Annotated in this window: 11 protein-coding genes; 7 read left to right on the top strand and 4 right to left on the bottom strand. The window is 67.0% G+C overall.

Annotation, left to right across the window (positions count from 1 at the left end; genetic code table 11):
* The first annotated feature begins 128 nt into the window (after nt 1-128).
* Together GRF61_RS10460 and GRF61_RS10455 are read left to right on the top strand one after the other, a co-directional pair.
* On the top strand, nt 129-2,135 hold the full coding sequence (locus GRF61_RS10460; RefSeq protein WP_169150595.1) for an NAD(P)/FAD-dependent oxidoreductase: 2,007 nt from the start codon (nt 129-131) through the stop codon (nt 2,133-2,135).
* Nucleotides 2,135-2,653: a nuclear transport factor 2 family protein gene (locus tag GRF61_RS10455; protein WP_169150594.1), complete on the top strand. Its 519-nt coding sequence runs from the start codon at nt 2,135-2,137 to the stop codon at nt 2,651-2,653. Before GRF61_RS10460 ends, GRF61_RS10455 begins: the two co-directional genes overlap by 1 nt.
* 28 nt (nt 2,654-2,681) lie before the next feature.
* Here GRF61_RS10455 and GRF61_RS10450 read toward each other — a convergent pair whose 3' ends face one another.
* Nucleotides 2,682-4,289 carry an amidase gene (locus tag GRF61_RS10450; RefSeq protein WP_211165883.1) on the bottom strand — a complete coding sequence of 536 codons (1,608 nt, stop codon included), beginning with the start codon at nt 4,287-4,289 and terminating at the stop codon, nt 2,682-2,684.
* Between the two features lie 558 nt (nt 4,290-4,847).
* Between GRF61_RS10450 and GRF61_RS10445 the strand changes: the two genes are divergently transcribed.
* The 5 genes from GRF61_RS10445 to GRF61_RS10425 all read left to right on the top strand — a co-directional run bounded on the left by GRF61_RS10445 (nt 4,848) and on the right by GRF61_RS10425 (nt 8,604).
* The gene (locus GRF61_RS10445) at nt 4,848-5,525 is read left to right on the top strand and encodes an FCD domain-containing protein (protein ID WP_169150593.1); all 678 of its coding nucleotides are present in this window, start codon (nt 4,848-4,850) and stop codon (nt 5,523-5,525) included.
* 97 nt (nt 5,526-5,622) lie between these two features.
* Nucleotides 5,623-6,429: a transporter substrate-binding domain-containing protein gene (locus tag GRF61_RS10440; protein ID WP_169150592.1), complete on the top strand. Its 807-nt coding sequence runs from the start codon at nt 5,623-5,625 to the stop codon at nt 6,427-6,429.
* A gap of 132 nt (nt 6,430-6,561) precedes the next feature.
* The gene (locus GRF61_RS10435) at nt 6,562-7,230 is read left to right on the top strand and encodes an amino acid ABC transporter permease (protein ID WP_169150591.1); all 669 of its coding nucleotides are present in this window, start codon (nt 6,562-6,564) and stop codon (nt 7,228-7,230) included.
* On the top strand, nt 7,230-7,883 hold the full coding sequence (locus GRF61_RS10430) for an amino acid ABC transporter permease (protein ID WP_169150590.1): 654 nt from the start codon (nt 7,230-7,232) through the stop codon (nt 7,881-7,883). Before GRF61_RS10435 ends, GRF61_RS10430 begins: the two co-directional genes overlap by 1 nt.
* Complete coding sequence (locus tag GRF61_RS10425; RefSeq protein WP_169150589.1) at nt 7,870-8,604, top strand: amino acid ABC transporter ATP-binding protein; 735 nt, start codon at nt 7,870-7,872, stop codon at nt 8,602-8,604. The genes GRF61_RS10430 and GRF61_RS10425 overlap by 14 nt, the downstream gene beginning before the upstream one ends.
* A gap of 152 nt (nt 8,605-8,756) precedes the next feature.
* Here GRF61_RS10425 and GRF61_RS10420 read toward each other — a convergent pair whose 3' ends face one another.
* The 3 genes from GRF61_RS10420 to GRF61_RS10410 form a co-directional block, all read right to left on the bottom strand.
* The gene (locus GRF61_RS10420; RefSeq protein WP_169150588.1) at nt 8,757-9,293 is read right to left on the bottom strand and encodes a hypothetical protein; all 537 of its coding nucleotides are present in this window, start codon (nt 9,291-9,293) and stop codon (nt 8,757-8,759) included.
* A 900-nt stretch (nt 9,294-10,193) separates the two neighbouring features.
* On the bottom strand, nt 10,194-10,946 hold the full coding sequence (locus tag GRF61_RS10415) for a SapC family protein (protein ID WP_169150587.1): 753 nt from the start codon (nt 10,944-10,946) through the stop codon (nt 10,194-10,196).
* A gap of 70 nt (nt 10,947-11,016) precedes the next feature.
* On the bottom strand, nt 11,017-18,558 hold the full coding sequence (locus GRF61_RS10410; RefSeq protein WP_169150586.1) for a filamentous hemagglutinin N-terminal domain-containing protein: 7,542 nt from the start codon (nt 18,556-18,558) through the stop codon (nt 11,017-11,019).
* Nucleotide 18,559 lies beyond the last annotated feature (1 nt).

The following is an 18,559-nucleotide window of genomic DNA, read 5'->3' as shown; positions in this document are numbered from 1 at the left end:
ATCCCGGCCCCGCAAAGCCGCCGCCCATCATCCTTAGGGATGACGACAGCCCTTTTCCGCCTCCCTAGCATGACCTGGCAGTCCGCGACCGGCGGACTGCATCCCCTCGTCATCCAGGAGCCTCCCCCATGGCAGAGACGCCGGATTCCAGCCCGAATCCACCCGCCAGCCTGAGCGCAAAGGAAAAGACCGCGCTCGGCTTCGATACCCGCATCACCCGCCGCGATTTCCTCGGTGCCAGCCTGCTCGGCGCCGGCGGCGCCCTGCTCGGCATGGCCGCCCCCGGCCTGATGCGCAGCGCCCACGCGCAGACTGTGCCGGTGCCGCTCACCGGGCTGACGCGCGAATGGAGCGGCTGGCGCAGCGACGCCGGCATCGGCATCGGCGACTATGCCCGCGCCAACGGCAACACCTGGAACGTGGTGAACGACTCCAAGGCGGCGCTGCGCAACCGCGAGATGGATGCGCTGATCGCCGGCGCCGCCGACTCCGGCGAAAGCTACGACCTCATCGTCGTCGGCTGTGGCATCGCCGGCCTCTCCGCCGCCCACGTCTATCACAAGGAAAGGCCAGGCAGCAGCGTGCTGATGCTGGACCAGCACGCCATCTTCGGCGGCGAGGCCAAGCAGAACGAGATCGAGGTGGACGGCACCCGGTTGATCGGGCCGCAGGGCTCCACCGGCATGGTGTTCCCGCTGCAGCGGGCCAAGGCCTTCGGCTTCTACAGCGGCTTCTACGAGGAACTGGGCTTTCCCGAAGCCTTCGACTTCCAGGAGCCGCAGAACCTGCGCAGCGACATGCTGATTCCGCGCGACGTCTGGTCGCCGATGCACATCGGCTGGGAGCAGTCGGACATCGGCTATTTCTTCGAAGGCCAGGGCTTCGTCAAGAACGCCTGGCACAACGGCTGGAGGGACGCGCCGCTGCCCGAGGCGCAGAAGCAGGACCTTACCCGCCTGGAACTCAGCCACACCGCGCCCCGCCGCGCCGACTGGGCGCAGTGGCTGGACTCCATGACCTATCGCGACTACCTGAGCAAGGTGATGGGGCTGGGGCCGGAGGTGAGCAAGTACATCGACCCGGTGGCGGCGGCCATGGGCTGCGGCGAGGGCGCGGACACCATCTCCGCCTTCTCCGCCTACAACTTCATGCAGCCGGGCGTGGTGAATTACAACCGCGATCCCGCCCAGGGCAAGGGCGATGGCACCGACGACCTCTACCTGGTGAGCTTCCCCGGCGGCAATGCCACCATCGCCCGCCGGCTGGTGAAGCACCTGATTCCGGACGCCTTCGCCGGCGAGCGCCTGAGCGAGCTCATCCTCGGCAGGCTCAACTGGAACGCGCTGGACCGCGCCAGCCAGCCGGTGCGCATCCGGCTGTCATCCACCGTGGTCGCCGTCAGCCACGACGGCCCGGCGGACTCGGCCAAGGGCGTCACCGTCACCTGGCTGCGCGAAGGCAAGCTGTACAAGGCCCGCGCCCGGGCGGTGATCATGGCCGGGCAGCAGCATGCCAACAAGCACGTCTGCCGCGACCTGCCGCGCGCCTATTACGACGCCATGGCCACCTTCCACCACGCGCCCATGCTCACGGTGAACGTGGCCCTGCGCAACTGGCGCTTCCTCGACAAGCTGGGCATCGCCTCCGCGCGCTGGTTCGAGGGTTTCGGCTGGTGGACCAGCCTGCGCCGCAACGTGCTGGTGGATGGCCGCGAGACCATGCCGCTGGACCCGGACAAGCCGGCGATGATGGTGCAGTACAACCCCTTCATCGTGAATGGGCTGAACGACGTCGCCCAGACCTGCACCGCCGCCCGCATGCAGCTCTTCCACCTGCCCTATGCCGACATCGAGGCCGGCGTGCGCACCCAGTTCCAGAAGATGTTCGGCGCCGCCGGTTTCGACGCCAGGCGCGACATCGCCGGCATCGTCGCCAACCGCTGGGGCCACGCCTACGTCACCGCGCCGCCGGGCTTCTTCTTCGGCAAGGACGGCCAGCCGGCGCCGCGCGAGATCATCCGCACCCGTTTCAACCGCATGGCCTTCTGCCACGCGGAACTCACCGGCGCCCAGATGTGGGAAACCGCCGCCGAAGAAGGCGACCGGGCCGCCAAGCAAATCCTGGAGATCATCTGATGAAGCACACGCTTTCCCGCGTTTTCCGCGTTTTCCGCGTTTTCCACCCTCCGCGCCTCGCCGCCAGCCTGCTCGCGGCCAGCCTCCTCGCCACCACGCTGCCGGCGGGCGCCGCAACGGCAAGCGCCGAACTGAAAGCCTTCCAGGCCGCCATCCGCTCGCTCTACGACCTGAAGGAAAAAGCCTTCGCCAGCCAGGATGCGGATGCCATCGTCGACCGCTTCTACGCCCCGGATGTGATCTCCACCGGCGAGGAAACGCCGGTGAAGGTCGGCCGCGAGCAGTTGCGGCCGATGTACCGCGAGCTGGTGAAGTACGGCGATGTACGCATCGAGTCGGTCCACACCAAGGTCAGCGGCAACATGGGCTGGGACTGGGCCAACTTCCATGTGAAACCGCGCGACCCCGCGGAGAAGCCCTTCACCTTCCGCATCCTGTTCCTGTGGGAGAAGGTGGACGGCAAGTGGATGTCCGCCGGCGACATGTATGTGCACGGCACCATGCAGGACCGCCCCTGACAGCGGAGCGGGCCCGGCCGGCCGCGCCTCAGAGCAGCGCCGGCCGGCGCGCCTGCACCCAGCCGGTGGCCTGCTCGTAGGCATGGCCCAGCTGCAGCACGGCGAGGTCCGCCTGGGCCTTGCCCATCAGCTGCACGCCCATCGGCAGCCCCTGGGCGTTGAAACCCACCGGCACGTTCAGAATGGGCAGGCCGGCCAGGGTTCCCCCCGTCACGACCTCCATCCAGCGGTGATAGGTGTCCATCCGGCGGCCGGCGATCTCCGCGGGCCAGTGCTGGCCGGCATCGAAGGGGAAGACCTGGGCCGAGGGCAGCACCAGGTAGTCGTAGCGCTCGAACAGCTTGCGCAGCGCCTCGTACCACTTGCTGCGCTGGACGGTGGCGCGCCACACATCCGCGCCGGTGAGATTGAGCCCGCCCTCTATCTCCCACACCGCTTCCGGCTTCAGCAGCGCGCGCTTGGCCGGGTCGTTGTAGAGCGGCGTGGCAAGCCCGGCGACCAGCCAGTGGCGCAGCGTGAGCCAGGTCTGCCACAGCTGCTCCATCGGATACTCCGGCATCGCCTCCTCCACCGTGCAACCCACGGCCTCGAAGCCTTTCAACCCCTGGCGGCACAGCTCCAGCACGCCAGCCTCCATCGGCAGATAGCCACGGAAGTCGCCCAGCCAGCCGATGCGGGTGCCACGGAAATCCCGTTGCAGCGAGCCGGCGAACACCGCCGGATCTTCGCTGCTGGACATCGGCACCCGGGCGTCGTGGCCGGCCTGCACCGACAGCAGCATCGCCAGATCCCGCACCGTGCGCCCCATCGGCCCTTCGTAGCCGAGTTGCTGGAAGAAGACCTCGCCGGTGGGGCCGAAAGGCACTCGGCCCTGCGACGGCCGGAAGCCGAACACATTGTTCCAGGCCGCCGGATTGCGCAGCGAGCCCATCATGTCGCTGCCGTCGGCCACCGGCAGCATCCGGGCGGCCAGCGCCACCGCCGCGCCGCCGCTGCTGCCGCCGGCGTGGCGGCTGGGATCGTAGGCATTCAGGGTGGTGCCGAACACGGTGTTGTAGGTGGCCGAGCCGAGGCCGAACTCCGGCGTGTTGCTCTTGCCGATGAGGATGGCGCCCTGCCGGCGCACCCGCTCGACGATGATGGAATCCTGCCGCGGCACATAGTCCTTGAACAGCGGCGAGCCCTGGGTAGTGGGAATGCCGGCGGTGGCGGTGAGATCCTTGGGCGCCTGCGGCATGCCGTGCATCCAGCCGAGGTACTCGCCACGGGCGAGCTGGGCGTCGCGCTCGTCGGCCTGCCGTAGCAGACCGTCGCGCTCCTGCAGCGATACCAGCGCATTCACCTTGGGGTTGATGCGTTCGATATGGTCGAGGAAGGCGCTCATGACCTCGCGGCAGGACACTTTGCGCGCCTTGATCCAGGCCGAAAGCGCCACCGCGTCCGCCATCACGATGTCGGACGGCGCCTGGGCGGCCATCGCGGTGCCGGCCGCACCGAGGCCGCCGGGAAGCAACGCCGCCGCGCCCAGCAGACCGGCGTTGCGCAGGAAGTCGCGCCGGCTGCCGGCGGCCGGGTCATGGGGCTGGTCGTCAGGCTGGGGAAAACTCTCGGGAAACAGCTCATCGCGCGTCTGCATTTTGTTCTGGTCTCACCGGATTGGGGGTGAGGACGATTCTAGGAAAGCGCCCGCGCAGGCGTTATCCAGAAACAGCAAGGGCCGCAAGTGGCTGAGCGGGTAGGCAGCAAGCCCACGGTCAGCCCCCCTTGGGCAGTGTTTGCCTGCTTTTGCGGACGAAAGCACCCATCGGGCTGAGGCAATGGCGCATTTGCCAACGCAAGTCCCTGCTGCAAACCCATTGCCAAAGCCCTCGCCCTGGCCAGATTCGGCAAGCCTTCAGCTTCAAGCGCGAAAACGTTCTTCCCTCAGCCATGCCGTCACGCCACTCCGGCGAAGCGAAAGCCCGCCCCCGTGCGGGGCATGAAAGCAGAGAAAGGCACCGTTTGAGGGCATTACCTCCCCTGCCCGAACCACCCCAAGGTGACCCTTCCCATCGCCTTGGAACCCGCAATTCCCCATGAACACTCGCTTTCCAGCCGGCCAGACTCAGCGGGCCAGCAATTGGCACAGCTTCTGCTACTACCGATCTGACTGGTCTGACCAGTCCGAACTGTCAGACCGCAACCGAAGGCACCCATGCCCAGCATCTCCGCCATTGCCGCCCAGGCGCTGCAGCGCCGCATCGCCGAGGGAGAATTTCCCAGCGGCTCCGCCCTGCCCTCGCAGCGCGAACTGTCCGACCAGCTGGCGATCAGCCGTGCCTCGCTGCGCGAGGCCATTTCCACGCTGGAAGCGCTGGGGTTGGTGCGCTCGCAGCCGGGCAAGGGCGTGTTCGTGACCGCCGGCAGCCGGCCGGACCCGGCGCGGCCGCTGCCCGGCGCCGGCTCGATGACGCCGCAGGCGCTGATCGAATTCCGTCTGGCGCTGGAGCCGGCATGGGCGGCGCTCGCCACCCGCCACATGAACACCGAAGGCCGCCAGGCGCTGGAAGACATCCAGCGCGGCATGGAGGACGCGCTGCGGGTGGGCGACCTGGTGATGGCGGCGGACTGGGATCTGCAGTTCCACCTGCAGTTGGCCGAGTCCTCCACCAACCCGGGGTTGATCACCATCGCCCACCAGTTCCGCGAGCAGATCGGCCACAGCCTGCGCCTGCCCTTCTCCAACCCCGGCGGCATCTGGGAGCCGGCCGATGAACACCGCGAGATCCTCGCCGCCATCGATGCCGGCGATGCCGCCGCCACCGCCGCCGCGATGCGCCGCCACCTGGCCGCCGCCGCGCGGCGGGTGGGCCTGGAATTGCAGATCGAATGAGTCTTTGAAGATACACGCCGTTCCCAGCAGACCGAAACCGTAGAACGCAGCACAGCCCGCAATAACCCACCTCTGCACTTCCTCCCGGAGATCCACCATGACCACCAGCCGCCGCCCCTTCCTCCGCAGCCTCTGCGCCCTCGCCGCCGGCATTGCCGCCAGCGCCACCCTGGGCCTGGCCAGCGCCCATGCCGACGTGCTCGCCAACGTGCACAAGAACGGCACCCTGCGTGTCGCCGTGCCGCAGGATTTCCCGCCCTTCGGCAGCGTCGGCCCCGACCTGAAGCCGCGCGGCTACGACATCGACATGGCCAACCTGATCGGCAAGGAGCTGGGCGTGAAGGTGGAGCTGATCCCGGTGACCAGCACCAACCGCGTGCCCTTCCTCACCACCGGCAAGGCCGACCTGGTGATCTCCAGCCTGGGCAAGAACGCCGAGCGCGAAGCGGTGATCGACTTCTCCACCCCCTACGCGCCCTTCTTCAACGGCGTGTTCGGCCCCACCGACGTCAAGCTGGCGCAGGCCGGCGAGCTCGCCGGCAAGACGGTGGGCGTGACCCGCGGCGCGGTGGAAGACCTGGAGCTGACCAAGATCGCCCCGGCCAACACCACCATCAAGCGCTTCGAAGACAACAACGCCACCATCTCCGCCTACCTCACCGGCCAGGTGCAGTTCATCGCCACCGGCAACGTCGTCGCCGCCGCGGTGAACGACATGACCAAGCTGCGTCGCCTGGACGCCAAGTTCCTGATCAAGAACTCGCCCTGCTACGTCGGCATCGCCAAGGGCGAGACCGCGCTGACCGCCAAGGTGAACGAGATCATCGCCAAGGCGAAGCAGGACGGCAGCCTGGACGCCATCGCCCAGCGCTGGCTGAACGCCCCGCTGCCCAAGGACCTGTAAGCGCCTGCGCCCCGCCGCCGCGGCTCCCGGGCGGCGGTAGCGGGGCAAGCAGCCCCGACAGCCCCGACCCGCCCCTCCCACAGCGCCCCGCGCGGCCACGAGCCGGCCCGGCGCCGGCCATGGAGACCCTGGATGGCCTATCAGTTCGACTTCGCCCCGGTGCTGCAGCACACCGACCTGCTGCTCACCGGCGCCGCCTTCACCCTGGCGCTGACCGCCGTCGGCGCGGTGCTGGGCATCGGCCTCGGCATCGTCGGCGCGCTCTGCCGCGCCTGGAAGATCAGCCCCTTCGACCGCCTCTTCGGGCTCTATGTGGAGGTGATCCGCAACACCCCCTTCCTGGTGCAGCTCTTCTTCATCTTCTTCGGCCTGCCCTCGCTGGGCGTGAAGATGACCGAGTGGCATGCCGCCGTGATCGCGATGGTGATCAACCTCGGCGCCTATTCCACCGAAATCATCCGCGCCGGCATCCAGGCCACGCCGCGCGGCCAGATCGAGGCCGCCTCCTCGCTGGCGCTCACCCGGCTGCAGACCTTCCGCCACGTGGTGCTGCGCCCGGCGCTGACCCGCGTGTGGCCGGCGCTGGTGAGCCAGGTGATCATCGTCATGCTCGGCTCCTCGGTCTGCTCCCAGATCGCCGCGGAGGAACTCACCTTCGCCGCCAACTTCATCCAGTCGCGCAACTTCCGCGCCTTCGAAACCTACTTCGTCACCACGGCGATGTACTTCGTCATGGCCCTGCTGATCCGCCAGCTGCTGATGCGGCTGGGCCAGCGCTTCATCGTCGGGAGGCCGCGCTGATGTTCGTCCAATTCACCACCTGGGACATCGTCCGCAACCTGCTGGAAGCCGGCAGATGGACGCTGGCTCTGTCGCTCATCGCCTTCGTGCTCGGCGGCCTGGTCGGCCTCGCCATCCTGTTCGCCCGCATCTCCAAGAACCGCCTGCTGCAGGCGCTCACCAAGGGCTACATCGAAGTCTTCCAGGGCACGCCGCTGCTGATGCAGCTCTTCATCGTCTTCTTCGGCCTGTCGCTGGTCGGCCTGGACGTGTCGCCCTGGATCGCCGCCGCCGTCGGCCTCACCCTGTTCACCAGCGCCTACCTCGCCGAGATCTGGCGCGGCTGCGTGGAGTCGGTGCCGCGCGGCCAATGGGAGGCCTCCGCCAGCCTGGCGTTGTCCTACACCCAGCAGATGCGCTACGTGGTGCTGCCGCAGGCGCTGCGCATCGCCATCGCGCCCACCGTCGGCTTCTCGGTGCAGGTGGTCAAAGGCACCGCGGTGACGTCCATCATCGGCTTCGCCGAACTCACCAAGACCGGCTCCATGCTGGCCAACGCCACCTTCCAGCCCTTCCTGGTGTTCGGCCTGGTCGCCGCCGGTTACTTCATCCTTTGCTACCCGCTCTCGCTGTACGCCAAAAGCCTGGAGAGGAAATTCCATGTCGCTCGTTAAGATCACCGGCCTGCACAAGCACTTCGGCGCCAACCACGTCCTCAAGGGCATAGACCTGGAAGTCGCCCAGGGCGACGTCGTCGCCCTCATCGGCCGCAGCGGCTCCGGCAAGAGCACCCTGCTGCGCACCATCAACGGCCTGGAAACCATAGACAAGGGCGAGCTGGTGGTGGACGGTGCCGCGCTGCACGACGGCAAGGGCGACCTGCGCGCCCTGCGCCAGAAAGTCGGCATGGTGTTCCAGCAGTTCAACCTCTTTCCCCACCTCACCGCCGGCCAGAACGTCATGCTCGCGCCCACGGTGGTCAAGGGCAGCTCCAAGCGCGAGGCCGAGGACATCGCCAAGGAAATGCTGCTGAAGGTCGGCCTCTCCGACAAGTTCAGCAGCTTCCCCGACCAGCTCTCCGGCGGCCAGCAGCAGCGCGTCGCCATCGCCCGCGCCCTGGCGATGAAGCCCAAGGTGCTGCTGTGCGACGAGATCACCTCGGCGCTGGACCCGGAGCTGGTCAACGAGGTCCTCGCCGTCGTCCGCCAGCTCGCCAGCGAGGGCATGACGCTGATCATGGTTACCCACGAAATGCGCTTCGCCCGCGACGTCGGCAACAAGCTGATCTTCATGCACCAGGGCCGGATACATGAAAGCGGCGATCCGAAGACGGTGTTCGCCGCGCCCCAGACGCCGGAACTGGCGGGCTTCATCGGGGCAGTGCAGGAAGCCTGAGGGCGGGTGTTCCGCTGAATGAAATCGGGCCGCGGCGAGGAGACTCGCCGCGGCCCGATTTCATTCAGTGCCAATGCCGTGCTCAAACCGGCTAACGTCGGATCTAAAGAGCGAAGAAGCTCAAATCCGGTTGAGCCAAGGGTCGGGCTGCCTTAGCGAATACCCTTCCGTTCCATGTAAGGAACCAAGGCGCGCGTTGTCTCTGGCGAGCGCTCGAAGTCAGCAACTCTGTCATTAAGCAGTTGCGCTAGGCCGTAACAGGCACGCTCAGGCGGGACGATAGCGTTGTCAAGGTTTGCACCGTCCAACTGTCGCATTACTCGCCGATTGGCTTCCTTCACTGCGGTCAGCAAGATCATCTGGGAATACTCCTGTTTGGCCGATTCGCCACCAACCTGGAGATAACGATCGCCGAATTCGTTCAGCACGCTTGAGGCACCACGAATGAACGCATCGTTTCTTGCTCTCCATTTCTCGGCCTCCTCCTGTGCCTCGCCTCCCGTAGCGTTGCTCAATCGTGCGCACAATTTCCCGGCGAAATCATGCATAAGGCTACGAACCATGACCGTTACGGCATCTGTCTCCAATAATTGTGGAAGATCATCAGTAAATCGGTTGAAGGAAACCGTTTGAGCATGAACACTGGAAATGAAAAGCCCAATAACAACGAATGCATACCGAATGCGCATGTGCGACCTAACCTAGCGTTAACCAACGCCGCGCAGCTTTATTGCGCAGCGTCCAATGACCAAAGGGAGCGCCTTGACCAAGATTCTGGGCAACAAGCGCTAGAAAATTACAAACTACTCTGACCTGCTAGAGAGAAATTTAAAGGAGAGGTAGCAGGGACCGCCGATGAGCACGATCAAGGAATAACGACCCAGTGCATTGAATCCAAAAAGATAAAACAAAAGACCTGCAATGAACCAAGCTCCAATCGCAAGCCCCAGCCATTCATTTCGAGTGAAAGGAGAGGTTTTTTCTCTGGCGTTGTTGACACTGTCTGACCTTTTACGTGAGGGGCACCGAAACATAGTCATCGGCCTTCCAGTATTTCAATAGCCGCAAGATGCTCGCGTGCGCCCTTGGCCACCCGGCAATTGACCGGGACATCCTTGTCACCCGCCCTGATCTGCCCTTCCACATGGAGGATGTTTCCCCTCTCGTAATGGCGCCCACTCCACTGGTCGAAACGTCCTTACCGGCAAAGTGGGCCTGGGCTTCCTCTTTGCACCATTGCATCAACTCGCTGCCGTGCAGGAACTGGATTTCCGGTTTCCTTTCGGCGGAAGCCGATGACGAGATGATGAGCGCCACAATTGCTGACGCGAGTCGCAGTTGAGTTGTCATCCGGTTTCTGGCTGGCACAGGGAGGCTTCCGTCATGGAGCTGCAAGGCTTTGCGTTAACCCGGGGAGCATAAACCATATGACTATCCTTCCCGGATGACGTAGATCATGACGCGAGCCTGCCGCTGGGCCGCCTTCAGACGAAGCAGCCGTATTGCAGACATGAAAAACGGGCCTTACGGCCCGTTCTCGTCCAAGCATTCGCCGCCACCGCCACATCAGCGGCGGGTGGTATCAGCTTTCAGCCCAGGTCCAGCAAGCGCCCCAGGTTGTCCAGCGAGAACATCTGCGCGTACAGCCGGCCCAGCGTGCCGGTGCGGATAAGCATGCGCAGGTCGTCGGCGCGCAGCTTGTCCAGGCGGCCTTCGTCGCCGCGGAACAGCCCAGTGATGTTCATGGTGTCGCCGCTCTTGCTCACCGCCTGGGCGGAGAACGGTACCAGCAGGCCGAACTTGCTCAGGGTGTCGCACATGCGGGCGGTGCGCAGCAGGTCGGCCTCGAATTCCTGGGTGAGCTTGAGGCGCTCTTCCCACCAGGCTTGCGGCTTGCCGGATTCGTCTTCCAGCGCGCGGCCGCCGTCGCCTTCGGCCAGCGCGCCGCGTTCCACGCACACGACCCGCTCGTCGCGCTGCTGGCCGTTGTCGGTGACCGAGGCCATGCAGAAGGGGTAGCGGCGGATGTAGGCGGGCACGTACCAGCCTTCGCGCCAGCGGCCGGCGTCGTCCACCAGGCGGTTTTCGCCCTGGCGCAGGCCGAGCAGCGCGATGACGCCGAAGCGCTTGCCATCCGGCGTGCCGCTGAAGGCGATGGGGTAGTCGCGCGCGGCGCGGCCCATTTCGCTCATGGAGATGGGCACTGCCTGCACATTGCGCAGGGCGGGCGCGACGATGCCGTCCTCGACCGCGACGCGGTGCTGCTTGAGCAGCGGCACGATTTCGCCGTAGGCGAAGGGCGGCGTGACTTTCATGCCGCCGGCGGTCTGGGTTTCACTCATTGTTCGATCTCCTCGAAAAAAGACCGCCCCGTTGCCGGGGCGGTCCTGTAACGACTTCCAGTCTGGACGCTCAGTTCCGGTTACGGCTGCGACGGTTCTCGTCGTCGTCCGCGTTGGCGTCGCCGCCCTGCTCGCCGCCGCCGCTCACGCCATTCTGGCCGTTCTGGCCTGCACCGGCGCCGCCGCCATAGACGCCCATGTTCACACCGTCACCGGCGAGGAACAAGTTGCCGCCCAGCGGCGTGGTGCCTTCCGGCGGGATGCCGGTGGTGGCGAGCGCCAGGGTGGTGTCCGGCATCTTGCTGACGGAGTGCAGCGAGTTGTCGGTGCGATCCACGTAGCGGTCGATGCTCACCTTCTCCGCGCGCGGCACGTAGATCGCGGTGCGGCCGTTCGGCACGCTCCACGGGCTCATGCCCTGGTCGTGGTAGTAGGTGATGCCGGTGGTGTCGAACACCATGGTGGTGTCGGCCAGCACGATGTTGCTGGAGCCGGCGACGTGGATGTCGGCGGTGTGCTGGGTGACGTCCGTCCAGTTCGCCATTTCCGGGATGCACCAGTCGGAGCCGTTCGCCCAGTTGCTGCGGTCGAAGCTGCCGCCGATGCGGATCTCGGCGCCGTAGCCGGCGAACTTGTTCAGCGTGCCGGTGGTGTAGTTCACCCCGATGATGGCGTCGTGGTCGCGGGCGGAGTTCACTCCGATGATCTCATCGGTGCTGAACGGCGCCAGCTGCACGCGGCCGTTGCCCTGCGACAGCTCGGCGGTGCCGCTGTAGTTGAGCTTGTCGGACACCAGCACGATGTGGGCTTCTTCGTTGGCCGAGTCGGCCTTGGAAACCAGCTTGCCCGACACCACCAGATCACCCGCGGTGGCAAGGCCGATGCCGGTGCTGCCGCCGACAGAGTGGGCGGTGGTGACACCGTTCACCGTGATCTTGCCGGCGTAGGCCGCCACCGTGGCGTCGCCGCTGCCGGTGTTGTTGGCGGTGACGTTGCCATTGAGCTGGACTTCCGCCTTGCAGCAGTCGCCCGCCTTCATGTAGATGTCGGCGTCGCCGGCGTGGTTGCCCAGGCTTTCCGCGACCATCATGGTGCCGGCGGCGACCTTGATGTGGGCGGTGGCACCGCTGGTGACGAGTTCGATGGACGAGTCGCCGCCGGTGGCGCGCACCAGCACGTTGCCGGTGGATTCGATGCCGGTGGCGGCTTGCACGTCCAGGCCAGCCGAACCGCCGGCCGCCACCACGTCGGTGTCGCCCAGCAGCACCGAGCCCGCCTGCGCCTCGAGATGGACGTCCGCCGTGCCGCTACCGCTGTTGGTCACGCTGAGGTCGGCGCTGCGGCTGTCGATGTTGCCAGTCCCGGCGGTGCTGGAAAGCGCTGCGATGGAACCCACGGCATCGATCACGCCAGTGCCGTCGAACACCACGTTGTTGCCGACCACCAGCGCCCCGGCGTTGTTGCCCTGGCTGTGGATGTCGAAGTTGGTGACGCGGACCTGGCCGCCGGCGACCTTCAACACCGCCTTCTGCTGGCCGGCGAGCAGCGTCTGCGAGCCGCCCAGCACCACGCTGGCGAGGTTGTCGCCGCCGTCCACATTGACTTCGACATCATCGCCGGAGGCGACGATGGTGCCGGTGCTGCCCTGGGTCAGCGAGGTGCCGATGTCGTCGATGCTGACCTTGGCTTCGCCGGACAGCGCGGAGACTTCCAGCATGCCGTTGAGAACCAGGTTGTTGGCGCCATCCAGCGTCACCTTGGCATCCGCGGCCGCCGAAGCGGCGAGCACGTGGCCGCCCTGGGCGACGGTGATGTTGCCGCCTTGGGGCACCAGGCTCAGGTTGGCATCGCCGCTGCCGGCGTTGGCCTGGACCAGGCCAGCCACTTGCACGCCGGCACCGGTGAGGGTGGTCGTGGCGGTCGTGCCACCGTCAGCGACGATCTCGCTCGCCGCGCCCTGCGCCACGCCGGTGGTGCCGGTGATGGCCACTGCCGCGGAGCCGGAGCCGGTGGCGCCGACGTCGCCGTTGATGGTGGCGCTGCCGTCCGCCGTCAGCGTCACCGCGGCATAGCCGTCGGGTGCGCTGGCGCTGATCCCGGCACCGTTGCCCACCAGCAGGTTGCCGGCTGCGGTGGCGCTGACCACCGTGTTGCTGCCGGAACCGTTGCCGTTGACGCTGACCTCGCCGACGAAGCTGACGTTGCCGGCGTTGCTGGTAACCGTGAGCTCGGCGAGGCCATTGACGCCACCGGTAGCCAGATCCACCTGCCCCAGCGTGACGTTGCCGTTCGCGTCCACCGCCATGCTCGCGCCTGCACCGCTGGTGGTGGCGCCATTGCCGACGTCCAGCGTACCGGTGCTGGTGTCGAGCGCGCCCACGGTGGCAATCGACAGCAGGGCACCGGTGCTGCCAGCGCTGTTGGCGCTCACCGAGCCGGCCCCATCCAGCACCAGGGTGCCGTTGGCGTTGTTGCCGCTGATGAAGGCGGAAGCGTTGCTGAAAGCGCTGGTGGCTTCGAAATCGGCGATGCTGCCGGAAGCGCCGATCACGTCCAGCGTCGCGGAACCACTGGTGGCCACGGCCTGGAGCGTACCGTTCAGGTCGAGCACGCTGTCGCCGGCGTGCACTTCCAGCAGGCTGTTGGTGGCAGCGCCGGCACGCAGCACGCCGGCCGCACCCTGCGACAGCACGCCGCCGTCGGCCTCGATCGAGAGCTGGGCGCCGTTGTGGGTCGAGTTCGCCCGCAGCGCGCCATCCAGCACGCCGCCGGTAGCCGAACCGCTGGACAGGCTGGCAAAGCCGTGGCTGTTGGCCAGCACCAGCGCGTTCGCCAGCACGTTCACGTTGCCGTCGGCGGAGCCAAGGGAGACGGTGGCGGTGCCGCCGGTGGCGAGCGAGGTGGCGGTCACTTCGCCGCTCACCGTCAGTCCATCCGCGCCGGACAGGTTGACGGTGACGGCGCCGTTCGTGCCGTCACTGCTAACGCTGAGGTCGCCGATGGTTGCGGTGCCGGTGGCCGCCAGCGTTGCGTTCGCATGGGCGGACGACAGCGTGCTCTGGTTACGCACCTCCAGGGAAGCCGCGGAGGTGTCGAGGTCGCCGGCCACGCTGGCGGACAACCCGGCGAAGGTACCCACGCCGTTGCCGTAGACGCGGCCGATGCCATTCAGCGTCAGATCGCCACTGGTGGTGGTGAAGCTGGCCGAGGCCGCGCCATGGTCGGAGCTGACGGCGAAGTCGGTCACCGTGGCGTCACCGGCGTTCAGGACGAGGCTGGCGGTGGAGCCGGAGCCGGTGGCACCCACGGTCGTCACCAGGATGTCGTCCAGCGTCACCGAGCCGCCGGCCGTGATCTGGGCGCGCGCGCCGGTGCTCGCGGTGGTCGAGTTGTTGCTGACGGCGATGACGGAGCTCGAGGCATCCAGGCCGCCGGCGGCGTTCACCACCAGGGCGGCGCTTTCGCCGGCGGTGGTCTTGTTGCCGGTCACCGTCACCGAGTCCACCAGGGTCAGCGTGCCATCGGCATCCTGGGTGGTCAGCGAGGCGCTGGCGCTGCCCGCGGAGGCGGTGCTGGTGAGGACGTCCACCACGCCGGAGCCCACGTTCATCGTCAGGCTGGCGTTGCTGGTGCCCAGGGCTTCCACGCTGCGCAGGTCCACCGAACCGGTCGCCGCGGTGTTCACGTTGGCGGTTGCGGAGGCGGCGGTGGCGCGCGCCGTCTTGCCGGCGAGTTGCACGATCTCGCCGCCGGCATTGGTGCTGTTCAGGGTGACGGTGGCCGCGGAGGCGCCGGTCGCCAGCACGTCTTCGTTCAGCGTCAGCAGGTCGCCGCCGCCCACCACGGTGGTGGCGCTGGCCTGGTTGGTGACGCTGGTCGCATTGCTGCGGACCACCGCGTTGATCTCGGTGGTGCCGTCGCTGGAGAGCTGGACGGAGGCGCTGGTGCTGCCGGCATTGCCGCCACCGACCGCGGTCGCGTTGCTGGTGCTGCCGGAGGTGGCGCTGATGAGTTCGTTGACGGTGAGGTTGCCGTCGCTGCTGATGGTGATGCTGGTGGTGGCGTTGCCGGTGTAAGTGCCGTTGGAGGTGCCGTTGTAGCCAGCGCTGTCCGCCGTCGCCGTCACCGTGTTGTTCAGCAGGAGGTTCCCGCCGCTGGACATCTGGATGACGCCGTTGGTGGTGGTGGCATACGGGTAGTTGTAGTACGGGTAGTAGGGGCCCAGGTGCCCGTAGCTGGCGGCATCCACATCCACGGTGGTGGTGCCGTTGATGGTCATGTCGCCGCCACTGGCGAAGGTGATGGAGGCGTTGGTGCTGAACGAATCGCTGGTGTTGCCGGCGCCGTCCGCCACCGCGCTGGTCGCGCCGTTGACGGTGAGGTCACGCCCCGCATCGACATCGACCACCGCGGACACGGCCGACTCGGAGCGCACCGCGTCTTCCAGGGTGATGTCGCCATCCGTCGTCTGCAGCGCGATGCGGCTCAGCGTGTTGTTGGTGCCGGCGGCTTCATGGGCGGTCAGCGTGCCGGCCACGATGATGTCGTCCAGCGCGGAACCGGTGAGCTGTGCATTGTGGCCGGCGGCGACGCTGATGCTCTGCAGCAGCAGGCTGCCGGCGGAGGCTTCCAGCGTGGCATCGGCATCGCCGGCGGTGTAGCTGTTGTTCACCGTGATGCTGGTGCCGGCGGCCTGCACGACGTTGCCGTCCAGGCTGGTCAGGGTGAGCGCCACCGGATTGGTGCTGTCGCCGCCGCTCACCGTCACGTTGCCGTTGACGTTGATGTTGCCGCTACCGCTGCTGCCGCCGTTCTGGCCGGCGGTGACGGTCATGGTGGCGCCGGCCAGCGCGGTGTCCACCTGAGCGAACTCGGTGAAGCTGGCGGAGGTGTTGCTGTTGCCGTTCAGCGTCACCGCCTGGTTGTCGCCGGAGCTGATGGTGGTGGTGGCGGTGGAACGGGCGGCCGCCCAGCTCCTGTCGAAGCTGTCGCTGTAATTGACTTCGCGCGCGCCGCTCACCGACGCGCCGACGTTGCTGGAGTCCTGGTGGCCCCAGTTGGTGTCGGTGTAAGAGGTGGAGCTGGTGCTGGAGCGATTGACGATGGCAACGTCCAGGCCGTTCGTGGTGACGCTGCCGCCCGCGTTCACGTTCAGCGACGCGGTAACGCCCGTCTGCCCGCTGTAGCCGAGTTGGGTGGAGGCACTGGCGCTGTGGCTGTCGGTATAGGAGGAGTAGGACGGGCTGTTGCTCGCCGTGCTCGGGCCATCGTTGTAGGTGAAGCTCCACACGTAGTTGCCGGTGGCCGAACCCTTGACGTTGGTGATGGTGTAGTTGTTGTAGGTGCAGGTCGGGTTGCAGTTGCTGGAGACCGACTGGTTCTTGGTGGTGTAGTTGTACTGCAACACCATGTCGTTCCAGGACTCGACCTCGCTGTAGGAGGCGGTGGCGTAGCCGTCCGCCTTCACCGTGGTCAGGCCGCCCAGGGTGACGGCGCCGCCGGCGGTCACGTTGGCGGTTGCGGTGGCCGCCGTCGGGCGCCAGAAGTTGTGCGTGGTCGAGGTCGCGGTCTGGAAGTAGCCGCCGGCGTTGCCGCCGGTGAAGGCGGTGTTGTTGTCGGTGGCCGTCACCGTGGTGGTGCCGCCGATGGTCAGGTTGCCGCCCGCCCCCACGTTGAGGGAGCTCTCGATCTTGTGATCGCCCTGGTCGACCAGGGTCCAGGGATCGCTGCGGTCAGCGTAAGTGCTGTAGTAGCTGGTGGCCGCGCTGCCCGGGGTGGTGTAGTTGTAGTGGTAGTAGCCCACGCCGGTGGCGCTGGACACCAGGTCGCCGGTGATGTTCACCGCGCCAGCGGCCTGCAGGTCCACCGAGGTCTTGACGCCCGCGGCAGCCGTGTTGCTGACGATCAGGGAAACATCGCCATCCACCGTCAGATCGCCGGTGGTGGCGTCGGCGTTGATCGCGTAGGCGGCGTTGCTGCCGTTCGCCGCGCTGTTGGCGACGGTCAGGTTGCGGGTGGCGATGCTGCCGGCGGTGAGGTCGATGTTGCTCTTGGACGTCAGATTGCCGACGTCGATGGTGCCGACGCCAGCACCCGCGCCCACGCCGTTGCCATCGGTGACGGACAGCACCAGGTCGCCGCCGATGTTGATGGTGTCGCTCTTGTTCTGGAAGGTGATGCTGCCGGTGGCGCCGTTCTGCGCATTCACCGCCAGCGTCAGGCCGGCGGTGCCGGTGCCGGTGAGTTCGCCATCGCTCAGCGCTTCCATGGTGATGGAGGCGGTGTTGCCGGCGCCGGTGTTGCTGGCCTGCAGCACCACGTTGCTGGTGCCCACCAGCGCGGACTCCAGGTCGGTCTCGTAGAAGGTTGCGGCGTCGCCGCTGCCGCTGCCGCTCTTGATAGTGATCTCGGTCGGATCGACCAGCAGCCAGCCGGCGGTGCCCGCCACCGCGGTCAGGTCCAGCAGGCCACGGTAGACCACCTTGTTGCCGGACAGCTCGACGAAGCCGCCATTGCCGCCTTCCGCACCGCCCTTGCCGACGATGGTGGCGCCACTGTTGAAGCGGTTGGCGCCGTCGGCCCAGGTGTAGACGGTGCCGGCGTTGGAGCTGCCGGTGGCGGCGCCGCTGATGTCGATCACGCTGCCGGCGGCATGCACGATGTCGCCATCGGCCACGATGTCCACATGGCCACCGTTGGCGCCGGCCTGGGCGGAGACATCCAGCTTGCCGGCGTTGGCCACGCTGCCGCCCTCGCCCACCAAGTAGACGATGCCGTCGCGCTCGACGGTGCTCTGGGCCTGCACCAGGCCGGTGTTGTTCACCACCATGGAGGCGAGGTCGCCCGCCACCTTGGCGGTCATGATCACCCGGCCGCCGTTGGCGAGGATGCTGCCGGCGTTGTCCACGCCGGCGAGGTGGGCCACGGTGGCTTCATCCACCGCGTAGCGCACCAGGCTGTTGCCTTCCAGCTCCAGCGTCAGCGCGTTGCCGGAGGCCAGCAGCGCGGTGCCCAGCTGGGCATCGACCACGCCGCCGCTGGCGTTGGAAACATAGTCGCCGGCCAGCACCACGTAGCCGCCGTTGGCGGCGTTGATGGTGCCGGCGTTGACCACCCGCGCGTCGGAGCCGCCCTTGACGAAGCGGTAGTTGCCGGCGAGGAAGTCGGCGTCGCTGATGTTCAGCGTGGTGGCGACGATGCCGGCCACGTTAACCACCGAGCCGGCGCCGAAGAAGATGCCATTGGGGTTCACCAGGAAGACCTGGCCGTTGGCGGACAGGTTGCCCAGGATGGAGGACGGATCGGCGCCCACCACCCGGTTCAGCGCGATGGCGCTGCTGCCCGGCTGGATGAACTGCACGTAGCCGTTCTGGCCGATGGAGAAGCTGTCCCAGTTGATGATGGCCTTGCCGGTCGTCTGCTGGATGACGGTGTGGTTGGCGTCCGGCGCGGTGATGGTGGCGCCGCCGGAGACGACGTTGCCGCCGGTGGGCATCTGCGCGAAGGCGAGCGCCGGGATGGCGGCGGCGACGCCGGCCAGGGCCTGGGTCACCGGGTTCAGGCGAAAGACGCGGACGGCCGGGTGGGTTTCTTTTTGCATGTTTGTGCTCATT

The organism is Azoarcus sp. TTM-91 (genome assembly GCF_012911025.1).
Classification (GTDB): domain Bacteria; phylum Pseudomonadota; class Gammaproteobacteria; order Burkholderiales; family Rhodocyclaceae; genus Azoarcus.
The sequence above is the reverse complement of the archived record's forward strand: the minus strand, read 5'-3'. Positions and strand labels throughout refer to the sequence as shown.